Source organism: Nostoc punctiforme PCC 73102 (assembly GCF_000020025.1).
Classification (GTDB): Bacteria; Cyanobacteriota; Cyanobacteriia; order Cyanobacteriales; family Nostocaceae; genus Nostoc; species Nostoc punctiforme.
On sequence record NC_010628.1, the window covers coordinates 5,357,836 to 5,370,960 of the forward strand.

Consider the following 13,125-nt stretch of genomic DNA (forward strand, 5'->3'; position numbering starts at 1 on the left):
GTCAGGGGGCAGGGAGAGAGAAAATTGTTTTGATTCGGTGAAATTGGATAATTTATTTCTGGGAATTCCTTAATTCCGTTGGATGCTCAGGGGATTGAGATGGTTGCTTGATACTTGGAGTCTAATATAGTTTGAGCTATTTATTTGTAGACGATCGCGTCTACTATTTAATTGAATCATTACTTAAGATTTATTAAAAAATATTAAATATCTTATGTCCAAATTACTTAGATACATTAGCATTTTTCTGATTACAGCCTGTTTACTATTTGCTTGTCATTCTTCAGCACCAACTGTATTAAAACACCCTCCATTGAAAGTGATGTTTGGATCTTTTGTAGGCGAGTGTCCAGGCATTATTGCACAAAAAAAAGGATTCTTCAAAGCTCAAGGGGTAAATGTAGAACAGATAGATATAAAACTAATTAATAAAGGATATATAAAATTGAAACAAGCAAATTTCAATGCGGGAAAATATGATGGTATTTCATTATCTTTAGGAAGTTTTATAATTTTGAGTGCCACAAATCCTGATATACAAAGTGTGCTTATTATAGATGAATCAACAGGAGCAGATGTGGTAGTTGCCCAATCACAAATTAAAACCGTTGCTGGCTTGAAAGGGAAAAAGCTGGGTACAAATCTAGGCAGTTTTAGTGAAGTTTTTGTGACCGAGATGTTGAAAACTGCAAATTTAACCAGCGATGATGTGAACTTGGTTAAATTAGAGGCTTCAGAAATTCCTCAATATCTGAAAAATAATGTTATCCAAGCCGGACACACTTGGCAACCCCATCTTTATGAAGCTATGAAATTAGGGGGAAATATCTTATTTACCAGCAAACAAACCCCTGGCTTGGTTTTAGATATGATTGTCTTTCGCGGTGATACAATCCGCGATCGCCCCGAAGATATTCGTGCATTTGTACGAGGATGGCTGCAAGCTGCGAACTACTGGAAAGCAAATGTTCAAGAAGGAAACGCTATCATTAGCAAAGCGTTAAAAATTCCTAGCAATACACTCTCTCTGGAAGGAGTAAACCTAACTAATCTAGGTGAAAATAAAAGATTATTTGAATCTAGCAATCCTAACTCAATCTACAAAACTGCCAAGATATATGCAGACTTTTTCATTCGCTCTGGAAACGTGACACGCATTCCTGAGCTAAAAAGTTTGTTTAATTCTTCCTTTTTGAATTCTGCCTCCTAGTATAAAGCCATGCAGCAATCTTTTTTGGGCAGTATCCGTACAAGATTGATCGCCTCGTTTCTCATTGTTGCTTTGATTCCATTACTGTTATTGGCATCTATCAACAAACAAACAACTGAAAAAGCACTAACTGACAACGCTCGACAAGCCCTATCTGCGGCGGCTAAGGAAACTACTAACAGAATAGATGCTTTTATTGATGGAAATCTCAATGCCGTTCGGGTAGAGGCGATTTTACCAGGTTTAGCACGCTACCTCAGCCTAACTCCAAAACAGCGAGATGACAGCCCCGAAATCCAATTAGCAACAGAAACATTAATCCGTCTCAGTCGCAAAGATATGCTGAATATTCTCTCTTATGCTTTGCTCGACTTAAACGGAAAAAATATATTGGATACACATACATCGAATATTGGCGAAGATGAATCAGTTCAAGATTATTTTAAAAACCCACTGAAAACTGGGTTTTCTTTTGTTTCTAGTATGAAGCGATCGCCAATAATTTCTGACCTTGTTACCCTGTTTTTTAGCAGTCCGGTTCGCAATGCCAAGGGAGATATAGTGGGTGTATTACGTGTTTCATACAATGCTACTGTTGTTCAGCAGTTAGTAACTAGAGAAACTGAACGGGCTGGGGCTAAATCATTTGCTATTCTTTTAGATGAAAATAATATTTATCTGGCACATAGCACTGCCTCAGAACTGCTTTTTAAATCAATTGTGCCTCTGCCTGCCGATGTTGTAACTCAACTGCAACAAGAAAGACGTTTACCAAATTATCCTGTCAAAGAATTGGCAACTAATGAGTCAAAACTTAAGCAAGCATTGGATAATAAACAGTCGGATTTAATTACATCTTTGTCAGCAACAGGTAATCAGGTTAATCTGATTGCGATCGCGCGTTTAAAATATAAGCCTTGGTCTGTGTTGTTCGCACAGCCCCTTACTGTTGCCCTAGCACCTGTAGAAAAGCAAATTAGTGACGCAATGTTTTTATTTGCAATTATCGCTTCAGTAGTGACAATCATTGCTTTTGCTATTGGGCAAGTGCTAACAAAGCCAATAATTTATCTTACCAATATAGTTTTTCAGTTTACCGCAGGTCACTTAGATATCCGCGCCAAAATTAGCTCAAAAGACGAAATAGGTCAACTAGCTAAATCGTTTAACAATATGGCACTTCAGTTACAAACATCTCTGGAAACTTTGGAACAACGGGTACAAGAGAGAACAGCAGAGTTAGTAATTGCTAAAGAAAAAGCAGAAGATGCAAATCATAAACTAGAACAACTGGTAAATCTAGATGGTTTGACTCAGGTGGCTAACCGTCGCTGCTTCGATGGACGACTGCAAGAAGAATGGAAATGCCTTGCACGAGAACAACGACCTCTGTCATTGATTTTATTGGATGTTGATAAATTCAAACTTTACAACGACTACTATGGACATCTTGGAGGCGATGATTGTCTAATCACGATCGCGCAAACAATGCAACAGGTGGTTCATCGTCCTGCTGATCTAGTAGCGCGTTACGGAGGAGAAGAATTTTCAGTACTCCTCCCCAATACTGACTTACTAGGAGCGATCAAAGTAGCACAAAGTATTCAACAAGCAATTTGCGATCGCGCCATTCCCCATACACAATCTGATATTAAGGATATTGTCACACTTAGTTTAGGTATTACTTCTGTCATACCAACTTGCGACATTAAGCCAGATACAATCATCGCTTCAGCCGATAAAGCCCTGTACAGTGCTAAAAAAAAGGGGCGCGATCGCTATTGTACTCATTTAGATATATAACGACGTGTGCGACTTTCTCTCAAACCTAAGCGATCGCTTGATGCAACAACTTTATTCTTTTTGATGATGAAACCGAATTCCTAAAAAGATGTCATAAACAAACTCAAAAAAGTCCTTTTTCTGCAACAATCCTGAAGTTTGATAACATCCTTTCTCATCTAAGAGCGGCTTCATAACATAGTACGCAGGTTGGTAATTATACCAAGGAATAGAAGGCCACAGATGATGAATTAAGTGGTAATTCTGTCCCATAATCAGAATATTGAGAACTTGGTTCGGGTAGACACGAGCATTTTTCCAGCGATCGCGTTCTGCAAAGGGACGATGTGGCAAATAGTCGAAAAATAATCCCAGTGCTATCCCCACTACAAAAGCTGGTATAAACCAAAAATTGAGAATGTAACCCAAAAAGTGGTATTGCACTGATATATAAACAATTACACCGACAATTAAGCGGCTGATGAACCATTCCAATAGCTCATATTTGCGCCACAGTCGCCGTTGAAAGAAAAACACCTCGTGGTACAAAAACCTTACTGCAATCAGCCATAACGGGCCACCCGTAGAGACATAATGATCTGGGTCGTCTTCGGGATGGTTGACATGGCCATGATGCTGTAAATGCACCCGCGTAAATACTGGAAAAGCAAAAGCTAGCATCAAGGCACTACCATGCCCTAACATCGCATTCATTACCCGGTTACGATGGGCTGATTGGTGACAAGCGTCGTGAATCACCGTCCCAGCACAATGCAAAGCAATAGTGTTAACACTAAAACAAAGCCAGTGCGGCCATTCCCACAGCCAATAACCAAAGTTAGATAACACCAGCATTGCTACAGCTACCAAAAACAGCAATAGCGTGGGATTAAAATCACCAGGAGGCGCTAAAAATTCCTTTGGCGGGATTGTCAGTGGCTTTTTTGCCTCCGATGCGATCATCTCTAACATTGACTCCTTTTTAATCAAACATTACGAATATACGATAAATATTAGGGAAGAATAAAGTTTTGTAACCTTTTGTATAGCAATATTTATCCACAGCTATGCATATCAGTAGATGAATAACGCTATGATTCCAGACAAGAACTAATCTTTACTGATAAGTGGGGTATGGCAATTGGCAAAAAGTTGATGGGATAAACTCTTTCGTTGGGAGGATGGATACAAGATTGATGTACTATATCTAGTCTATCCCACAGCCCTCACTCTCCCATAAAACCTCTCTAACTGCTTATATCTATTGGTATAGCAGTGACTGAAAAGGAGATGCAACTTAAGTTACGATGACTTCCCAGATAGCTCCCTCACTTCAGCCCCTATGCAATTAAGAGATTCTCTGCGCCGGACAAAAATTGTCGCTACTATTGGCCCCGCCACTAGTAGTCCTGAAATGCTCAAGGCGATTATTGAAGCGGGAGCCACGACGCTACGGCTAAACTTCTCCCACGGAACTCATGCCGACCATCAGCGTAGTATTCGCTTAATTCGGCAAACCGCTTTTGAATTAAATCAACCAGTGGCTATTCTCCAAGACTTGCAGGGCCCAAAAATTCGCTTGGGGAAGTTTGACAACGGGTCTATAGTTTTGGCAAAAGGCGATCGCTTCACCTTGACAAACCGTCCGGTGGTAGGTACGCAGGAAATTAGCTGCGTCACCTACGATTATTTAGCCGAAGAAGTCCCAGTTGGTGCAAAAATCCTCCTCGATGATGGACGAGTAGAAATGGTCGTGGAGGAGATTAACCGAGACAAAGGTGATTTGCATTGTCGCATTACCGTGCCTGGTAAACTTTCTAACAACAAAGGTGTAAACTTTCCCGGCGTTTACCTGTCAATTAAGGCAATGACCGACAAAGACCGAGAGGATCTGATGTTTGGTCTAGATCAAGGTGTAGATTGGGTGGCACTTTCCTTTGTCCGCAATCCGCAGGACATGATCGAAATTAAAGAACTAATTTCTAGTACAGGCAAGCAAGTGCCAGTGGTTGCCAAAATTGAAAAACATGAAGCCATTGAACAAATGGAGGCAGTTCTGGCTTTGTGTGATGGCGTGATGGTTGCCAGAGGTGATTTAGGCGTAGAATTGCCCGCAGAAGATGTTCCGGTACTCCAAAAGCGGCTAATTGCTACAGCAAATCGCTTAGGGATTCCCATCATCACCGCCACCCAAATGTTAGACAGCATGGTGAGCAATCCCCGTCCCACTCGCGCGGAAGTGTCAGATGTGGCAAACGCGATTTTAGATGGCACAGACGCGGTGATGCTCTCCAATGAAACCGCCGTCGGTAGCTTCCCTGTAGAAGCAGTAGCGACAATGGCGCGGATTGCCGAGCGGATGGAGCAGGAAGAAGCCCAACACTTAAACTTGCGTTCCGTGAGAGATTCCCGGCGCTCCATTCCTAATGCGATTAGTCAAGCTGTAGGTCAAATTGCCGAACAACTAGGTGCAGCTGCAATTATGACCTTAACGCAAACTGGGGCAACTGCTCGCAATGTCTCTAAGTTCCGTCCCAATACACCGATTTTGGCTGTTACCCCCCATGTGAATGTAGCGCGGCAGCTACAAATGGTGTGGGGAGTAAAACCGCTATTGGTGCTAGGATTACCTTCCACTGGTCAGACCTTCCAAGCTGCGATTAATGTGGCTCAGGAGTTGAAGTTACTGTCGGAGGGAGATTTAGTAGTAATGACTGCTGGCACACTCCAGGGAATTTCCGGCTCCACAGATTTGATTAAGGTTGAGGTGGTGACGGCGGTATTAGGTCACGGAATTGGATTAGGACAAGGTTTAGTGAGTGGTCGCGCACGGGTAGCTAATACTGGCATGGATGTTAGTAACTTTAATCCTGGAGACATATTAGTTGCACCGCGCACTAGTGCCGATTTTGTCGAGGCTATTCGTAAATCTGCGGGGATTATTACGGAAGAGGAAAGTCTCACAAGTCATGCTGCCGTTATTGGCTTACGTCTCGGCGTGCCAGTGATTGTTGGCGTGAAGCAGGCAACGCAGGTGATTCGCGATGGAGCGATTATAACGCTGGATCTGCAACGGGGTTTGATTTACTCTGGGGCAGTGAGAACGCCTTAGAAGTGGGGAATGGGGAAGAAGCAGGGGGGCAGGGAGCAGGGGAGCAGGGGAGGCAAAGGAAATTAATAACCAATGCCCAATGCCCAATGCCCCATACCCCATGCCCAATCCCTTTATCAAACAGTTGCGATCGCAACCCCAAGCCATCCAGCAAAGTTTTGTTGCTGTGTAGAGTTAGGACGCTCAACAGGTTTTACCTGATATCGAGTGGGATGTGGTGACGCGAGGGTAATGGAATAAGTACGGAGTTCGTCTTGATGAAAAACTGTGACTTGGATGGTATCGTTTGCTTGGTAATCTTTCAGGCGATCGCTTAAACTACTCGCCGTTACCTTAATCCCGTCAATTGCTAACAACTCATCACCTGCATCAATTCCCCCTATTTGTGCAGGTGAATCAGTTTCCACAAACTTAATCATCTCTCGCCCATTCTCTGTATTTATTCTCACACCCAGGTAAGGTTCTTCCTGCTGTTCAGCTACCAACTGCAAACCAAAGGGTTCTAGATACTGATTGAAAGGTAAATCATCAGTACTATCAATGTAGCGTTTAAAGAAATCAGTCAAATCGATTCCGGCGACAGATTCTATAACTTCCTGCAACTGTTCTGGAGTATAGCCAATTTCATCTTTCCCAAATTGCTGCCACATTTTCAGCATTACGTCATCGAGGGAGCGCTGATTGTCGTGAGTAGAGCGAATCAGTAAATCCAGCAATAACGATACCATTTCTCCTTTTAAATAGTAAGAAATTTGAGAATTACCGCTATTTGCATCGGGGCGATAAAGTTTTATCCAGGCATCAAAACTCGACTCGGAAACGGGTTGTACCTTGCGCCCCGGTGTGGTTTCATATCTGGTAATTTCTTTGCTCAAATTATTCAAATACGACTTAATATCATAAATTCCTGCCCGCAAAGGAATTAACAAGTCATAGTAACTAGTAGTACCTTCACAAAACCATAATGATGGTGTGTAGTTTTCCTGGTCATAATCAAAAACCTCTAATGCTTTTGGGCGAATTCGTTTGACATTCCACAAGTGAAAGAACTCGTGTGCAACTAATTGCATAAAGCGATCGTACTTTTCCTGAGTGCGAAATCCAAAACGTTGGTAAATTAACGAGCAAGAGTCCTTATGCTCCAAACCGCCAAAAGCTTGGCTAAATAAATGTAGCAGAAACACATATCGTTCATAAGGCAAACCGCCGAACATCTGCGCTTCTACCTGAATAATTTTTTGGATATCAGCAATCATGTGCTGAACTTGGTAATTACCTTTCCCCCAAATTGCCAGTTCATGGGGTTTTCCCAAGACCTCAAATTTATACAATTGATGGCTACCAATTTCAAAGGGAGTATCCACCAAAGTATCAAAATCGCTCGCCCAGAAAGTATTTGTTTCCTCACCTACGGGAGGTAGAGCAGTTGTTACCTGCCATTCTGGGTATGGTGGTACGATGGTAACGCGAATGGGTTGCTTATCCCAGCCTGGTAGCCTAAAAAATAGTGCTGCACCATTGAAATAACCGTGGGTAGCATCCAAGTGATTTGTCCGTACCGATAACTCATTGGCAAAAATGCGGTAACGTACAGTTAATTCTGAAACACCTGTTTTGTCTACCTGCCAGTGATTTTTGCTGATTTTTCGCCAAGGTAAAGGTTTATCCTCTGCAAAAACCACAAAATCTTGTAAGTTCTTGGCATATTCTCGAACTAAGTAGGAACCAGGTGTCCATACCGGCAATTTTAAATCGAGAATTGGCGAGGTGTAATCGACAATGCGTAAAGTCACCTCAAACAGATGGGTTTCTGGTTGAGACATTGCTACTAAGTAATGAATCGTCGGGCCGGTTTCCTGGATATATGCGTTGGGACGAGTTGCTGTTGCTTCAGTCATCTTGGTGCTGAGTTAATCATCGATAGGTAATTTCTCTCATGATGACAAATTTGCATGTTAAGTTTCGCGTTTTATTGGGTGCGGTAGTCAAAACCTAGTTGATTTCCCACTTTGCAATCGATCGCCTGCTGCAAAAGCGATCTTTGCAACTTCCAAAATATTTGTATTAATTTTCACACAGTTCAGGTAAGGCTAAGACTCTTTATTAAAGTCAAATTTTTAACGTAGACGCAAAGCGGCTTGCCGCAGGCTACCGCAGACGCGCAGAGGAAACAGAGAGAAGAAAAAATGCTTAACTCAAGCGTATTGGGCGATTGTTTATTGAATTCGGGCAGTCGTTTATTGAATTCGGGCAGTCGTTTATTGAATTCGGGCAATCGTTTATTGAATTCGGGCAGTCGTTTATTGAATTCGGGCAATCGTTTATTGAATTCGGGCAATCGTTTATTGAATTCGGGCAATCGTTTATTGAATTCGGGCAATCGTTTATTGAATTCGGGCAATCGTTTATTGAATTCGGGCAATCGTTTATTGAATTCGGGCAATCGTTTATTGAATTCGGGCAATCGTTTATTGAATTCGGATAAATCTCAGTAAAACCACGCAATAAATAAAATATTTTTTGTACTAAATATTTTAAACGATACTGAATATTGCGGGTGCTAATCACCCCGATTTTGTTTATCTTAATGGTGTAAAGACAGGATATAAGTCAGTTTTTATCCTAGTGCATGATAAAAAAAAGGAAGGTTATTTATGTCACGTCCAAAACGTGGGTCTAAAGTACTTGATAGGGCACAGCGTCGGATTGCCGCTTTGAAATCGATTAGTTCCACCTTAGATTTAGGCAATGGAGTCACTATTGACACTTTTGCCGCCGCCATCAAAAAAACACAGGACAAGTTGGAAGCTTATAACTCCAGCCTCTCCACCGTGGATTTAACTCAGGGAACCTTAGAATTAGCTGAAAAGTCGCTGATGGAACTAACAGAACATGTCTTAGTCAGCGTAGCTGCAAAGTATGGCAAGAATAGCGATGAGTACAAAATGGCAGGGGGCGTTCGTCGCAGCGAACGCAAGCGTCCAATGCGGAAGCCTAAGCAAGAGGTTGTTATTTGATAAAGACAATACATTTGGGGTTTTTTGACACTCTCCCGAATTCAATTCGGGAGATTCTTGGTTAGGTGGTGAACCAATAGAAAAAAGATAACATTTAAATAGCGATCGCTTGAGTTTTAGACAAATATGGCGTAGACGCATAGCAGGTTATCGTCAGACATCGCTCGGCGTTGAACCGGAAGCTTAGGTCTTAGGCTGATTGGTATGAGAAAAACCCCCGTTGATTTAGAGAACGGTGAGTCGGTATGTTTTAGATGTCAGTATTGCCATAGATAACCACCTTAAGATCCTTAGTTTATTACAATAATATTTTGCCGCAATGTTTTTGGAAGAATAACACAGTTCTAAAAGCTTTATAAAACCTTGAATTTGAGAGAAAATTTAAGAATCGTAATCAGAGTAAATTTAAATGCACGTTATTAGTCGCAAAATTCTACGAGAATTTTGTGAGGCACATGCAGATATAAAGGAAGCACTTTATGATTGGTATAGGATAGCAACTAAAGCTGAATGGAAAAATCTGCTTGAAGTTCAGGCTATTTATCCAAAAGCAGAAGCAGTTGGTAACTTCACTGTGTTTAATATTAAAGGAAACAGTTACCGTTTGATTACTGATATTGTTTACGAAACTCAAAGAATCTATATTAAATATGTCCTGAATCACGCTGAATATGATAAGGATTAATGGAAAAATGACCCGTACTTTTAATCCAGAATCTTATGGTAAATTGCTAGCCGAGTATCAGCCAAAAATCATTACCACGAATGCAGAAAACGAACAAGCGATCGCACTCGCATTAACCTTAGAACATCGTCTTAATCGGACATCAGAAGAAGAGATGCTGTTACAACTGTTGGTAACATTAATTGAGCAGTTTGAAGAAACCCATTACCCAATTCTCAACGGTACACCCAATTCGATGTTAGTGCATCTGATGGACGCACGTGATATGACGACTGAAGCATTAGCAGAGGTACTCGGATCTTTGGAAGTTGCTTTGCAAATTGTGAATGGCGGCACTATTAGTAAAACTCAAGCAGAAGCGTTGGCGGACTATTTTAATGTAAATGTCAGTTTATTTACCTAGCTTATCTTCCATAACAACGCTCTTAAAACTAGCGCTTGGTATTGAGGCGGAAATTTAATATTTTGGTATGAGGTTAAAGGTATCTAGACACGCAGGGGCTTGTCCTTTAGACATCGCTTCTTTACTCGATACAACAGCTACAAAATCTTTTGCCAGTTAGCTTCTAGAGCTTGAGTAAGCTATGTACCTGTATTAAAAATCCTATGTCCTAACCATCCCAAACCCAAGCTTAAACTAGAAGTACTAGCTAAAATTAGAAAAGTATGAAATTTGCTAAAAGATTCTCGTAATTTATCTTCAGCCCTAATCACAGTCACAAGCACAGCAAAAATCATAGCCGAAGCCACAGCCCCAGCCACAGCCACAGCCCCAGCCCCAGCCACAGCCACAGCCACAACCACAGCCACAACCACAGCCACAGCCACAGCCGCAGCCGCAGCCACAGCCGCAGCCCCAGCCCCAACCGTAGCCACAGCCGCAGCCACAGCCACAGCCACAGCCACAGCCCCAGCCACAGCCCCAGCCATAGCTCCAGCTCCAGCCACAGCCGAAGCCACAGCCGAAGCCACAGCCCAAGCCCCAGCCCAAGCCCAAGTCCCAGCCCAAGCCACGGCCACAGCCCCAGCCACAGCTACAGCCCAAATTATGTACAGAGCGTTAGACGCGGCTAACAAGTAGCCTATCAATAGGTAGCTTAACAATACACCAATCAACCAGCCCCAAGGAATAACTCTAGGTGATTTAGTAGTTGGTTTAACTCGAAGAATTGGCTTTGAGGGTAGCTTGACTTTGGAAGAAACAACTTCTTTTCTATAAACAGGACTAACAGGTAGTAGAGGCTGTTGCTTTTGGTGCTCTAACATTGCTAACCATACCTGCATTGACTGAGGGCGGTCTTTTGCCTCTAGCGCCATACCCTTAAGAATTGCTTGATTTAATTGATCGCTGATGCTTGGATTAATTTGTTTAGGTGGAATTAGGAAAGTATTGTCTAGCTTGCGAGCCAGAGAAGTTGTAGGGCGTTGACCTGTCACCGCATAATAGAGTGTGGCAACCAGACAGTAAACATCGACCGTTGGATCTCGACTACCTCTGCTCATCTGCTCATAAGGCGCAAATGCCTCATTACCTGCAATACCTTTTGAACTCAAAGTTTTAGGCACGAGTTCTTTAGCAATGCCAAAGTCAATCAGAACCGCTTTGCCATTACTCCGCAGCATGATATTTCCGGGATGGGCATCTCTGTGTACTAAACCTGCCTGATGCACCACCACTAAAGCTTCCCCAATCTGGCGGATACAGGGTACAATCTCTGCTTCTGGTAACGCACCTCTACGTTTTACTGCCTCAAACAAATTTTCTCCCGGTACAAAATCCATCACTAAGCAGTGGATAGTACCTTCCTTAAACAAGTCAATTACTCCCACAATATGAGGATGAGGGTCTTGAGACAAGCGTGCTAGTGTTCGCCCTTCTTGAATAAATCGGTCTATATACTTGCCATATTCTGGGTCAGGGCTGAGATATTCATTGGGTGTCTTGATGACAACTGTCCGGTTTAGCTCAACATGCAATGCCTTATAAGTAATCCCAAATCCCCCCTGTCCAAGGACTTTATCAATTACATATTTGCCACCTTGTAATCGTTGTCCAGTTGTCCAAGGCATGAAAACCCCTAAATAATTCGTAATACTTCTCTGCGAGAGGCTGCGCCAACGGCTACGCTCAGTACAAGTTCGTAATTAAAACAGTTTAAAAAAGCTGGATATGGGTGTTTTCTATGACTTAAGTGTATTTCATAAATAATACAGTTTTGCAGAATTTTGCACAACACACAATGAAAGTTGAGCTAAATCTACGGTGTTTTTGTAGATGATGGACTGGGAAACTTTGACGGTTGATTAGATGGGTTGAAAATAGGAATCCAAGAAGGTATGGCTGCAAGTAAGCTTACAAAAGCAGCGATCGCAGCTATCACCACTCCCCAAACCTGAATTCTTCGCTCCCAATTTGGGTTAGTGTTAGAGGATACATTTAAGACAGGCTGAGGAGTTTCCCCTGTTAACCCCAAAGAGTCGAGCCATTCTCGCATTGATTGAGGACGCTGCTTAAAATCTAGCTTCATGCCTGTTAGAATTGCGCGGTTGGTGCGATCGCTAATCTGAGGATTAAGGTCTTTTGGAGACACTAAATGCTCACCGTTTAGTTTGCGATTTACTGCATCGACAGGTGTTTTCCCCGTCAGAAGTTTATAGAGCGTAGCTGCCAGTGAATAAATATCGCTATACGCATGAGTTATAGTACCTTTAGCATAAAGTTCAGGGGGTGTAAATCCATCAGACACTTCCTTGGTTCGCCTTGTGGTTAAGATATAGTCAAAATCTAGAGCTAGACCAAAATCTATTAATACCGCTTCTGACTGCCCCTCTCGGTTCCGCAACAAAATATTTCCTGGATGCACATCCCGATGAATCAGTTCATTTTCATGTACAACTATCAGTGCTTCCCCAATTTGCTGAATGTAACGTAGTGCGTCAACTTCCGAAAGTTTTGGTGGACGGAGGTCAGCCAAACTCACTCCATCCACATACTCCATTACCAGACACGGATAATCTCCTTCCTTAAACGGTGTTCTGAACTGCACAATATGCTGATGCTGACATCGGGTGAGATTTACCGCCTCCTGCCAAAACATAGTCTCTAACCGAGCGCGTTCGGGCTGGCTAAGGGATTGGAGCAGATTATCATTTAAGGTTTTAATGACTAAGCGATCGCTATTTCTATTTTTTACCAAATAAGTAATACCAAATCGTCCCCTTCCTAATTCTTTTTCAATAGTATATTTGCCACCTTGCAATTGATCACCTGCCACCCAAGCCATCTTTGCAACTCCCAATATATTTGTATTAATCTTCA

At 42.3% G+C, this 13,125-nt stretch carries 10 protein-coding genes; 6 read left to right on the forward strand and 4 right to left on the reverse strand.

The genetic code is table 11. The features are described 5' to 3' along the window. Positions 1-214: 214 nt before the first annotated feature. On the forward strand, positions 215-1,210 hold the full coding sequence (locus NPUN_RS21585) for an ABC transporter substrate-binding protein (RefSeq protein ID WP_012410616.1): 996 nt from the start codon (positions 215-217) through the stop codon (positions 1,208-1,210). A 9-nt stretch (positions 1,211-1,219) separates the two neighbouring features. Continuing rightward, positions 1,220-3,013 (forward strand): diguanylate cyclase domain-containing protein, encoded by a 1,794-nt coding sequence (locus NPUN_RS21590; protein WP_012410617.1) that lies wholly within the window; start codon positions 1,220-1,222, stop codon positions 3,011-3,013. A 51-nt stretch (positions 3,014-3,064) separates the two neighbouring features. On the opposite strand, the gene crtR is transcribed toward NPUN_RS21590, so the two are convergent. Then, the gene (crtR, locus tag NPUN_RS21595; RefSeq protein WP_012410618.1) at positions 3,065-3,955 is read right to left on the reverse strand and encodes a beta-carotene hydroxylase; all 891 of its coding nucleotides are present in this window, start codon (positions 3,953-3,955) and stop codon (positions 3,065-3,067) included. Between the two features lie 379 nt (positions 3,956-4,334). On the opposite strand from crtR, the gene pyk reads away from it, so the two are divergent. After that, on the forward strand, positions 4,335-6,104 hold the full coding sequence (gene pyk / locus NPUN_RS21600) for a pyruvate kinase (RefSeq protein ID WP_012410619.1): 1,770 nt from the start codon (positions 4,335-4,337) through the stop codon (positions 6,102-6,104). A 116-nt stretch (positions 6,105-6,220) separates the two neighbouring features. Here pyk and NPUN_RS21605 read toward each other — a convergent pair whose 3' ends face one another. Beyond that, the gene (locus NPUN_RS21605) at positions 6,221-8,002 is read right to left on the reverse strand and encodes a M61 family metallopeptidase (protein ID WP_012410620.1); all 1,782 of its coding nucleotides are present in this window, start codon (positions 8,000-8,002) and stop codon (positions 6,221-6,223) included. A 756-nt stretch (positions 8,003-8,758) separates the two neighbouring features. On the opposite strand from NPUN_RS21605, the gene NPUN_RS21615 reads away from it, so the two are divergent. The 3 genes from NPUN_RS21615 to NPUN_RS21625 all read left to right on the forward strand — a co-directional run bounded on the left by NPUN_RS21615 (position 8,759) and on the right by NPUN_RS21625 (position 10,209). Then, positions 8,759-9,121 carry a hypothetical protein gene (locus NPUN_RS21615; protein ID WP_012410621.1) on the forward strand — a complete coding sequence of 121 codons (363 nt, stop codon included), beginning with the start codon at positions 8,759-8,761 and terminating at the stop codon, positions 9,119-9,121. Positions 9,122-9,530: 409 nt separating this feature from the next. Then, the gene (locus tag NPUN_RS21620) at positions 9,531-9,806 is read left to right on the forward strand and encodes a type II toxin-antitoxin system HigB family toxin (RefSeq protein WP_012410622.1); all 276 of its coding nucleotides are present in this window, start codon (positions 9,531-9,533) and stop codon (positions 9,804-9,806) included. A 7-nt stretch (positions 9,807-9,813) separates the two neighbouring features. Further along, entirely contained in the window at positions 9,814-10,209 is a 396-nt protein-coding gene (locus NPUN_RS21625) for a helix-turn-helix domain-containing protein (RefSeq protein WP_012410623.1), read from the forward strand. Between the two features lie 179 nt (positions 10,210-10,388). Here NPUN_RS21625 and NPUN_RS21630 read toward each other — a convergent pair whose 3' ends face one another. Next, on the reverse strand, positions 10,389-11,876 hold the full coding sequence (locus tag NPUN_RS21630) for a serine/threonine protein kinase (protein WP_012410624.1): 1,488 nt from the start codon (positions 11,874-11,876) through the stop codon (positions 10,389-10,391). A gap of 188 nt (positions 11,877-12,064) precedes the next feature. Beyond that, on the reverse strand, positions 12,065-13,090 hold the full coding sequence (locus NPUN_RS21635) for a serine/threonine protein kinase (protein WP_012410625.1): 1,026 nt from the start codon (positions 13,088-13,090) through the stop codon (positions 12,065-12,067). Between the last annotated feature and the right edge of the window lie 35 nt (positions 13,091-13,125).

Excerpts from the sequence above, each read along its gene's own strand:
- NPUN_RS21585 (WP_012410616.1), top strand. The coding sequence starts at position 215 with ATGTCCAAATTACTTAGATACATTAGCATTTTTCTGATTACAGCCTGT.
- NPUN_RS21590 (WP_012410617.1), top strand. The coding sequence starts at position 1,220 with ATGCAGCAATCTTTTTTGGGCAGTATCCGTACAAGATTGATCGCCTCG.
- crtR (WP_012410618.1), bottom strand. The coding sequence starts at position 3,955 with ATGATCGCATCGGAGGCAAAAAAGCCACTGACAATCCCGCCAAAGGAA.
- pyk (WP_012410619.1), top strand. The coding sequence starts at position 4,335 with ATGCAATTAAGAGATTCTCTGCGCCGGACAAAAATTGTCGCTACTATT.
- NPUN_RS21605 (WP_012410620.1), bottom strand. The coding sequence starts at position 8,002 with ATGACTGAAGCAACAGCAACTCGTCCCAACGCATATATCCAGGAAACC.
- NPUN_RS21615 (WP_012410621.1), top strand. The coding sequence starts at position 8,759 with ATGTCACGTCCAAAACGTGGGTCTAAAGTACTTGATAGGGCACAGCGT.
- NPUN_RS21620 (WP_012410622.1), top strand. The coding sequence starts at position 9,531 with ATGCACGTTATTAGTCGCAAAATTCTACGAGAATTTTGTGAGGCACAT.
- NPUN_RS21625 (WP_012410623.1), top strand. The coding sequence starts at position 9,814 with ATGACCCGTACTTTTAATCCAGAATCTTATGGTAAATTGCTAGCCGAG.
- NPUN_RS21630 (WP_012410624.1), bottom strand. The coding sequence starts at position 11,876 with ATGCCTTGGACAACTGGACAACGATTACAAGGTGGCAAATATGTAATT.
- NPUN_RS21635 (WP_012410625.1), bottom strand. The coding sequence starts at position 13,090 with ATGGCTTGGGTGGCAGGTGATCAATTGCAAGGTGGCAAATATACTATT.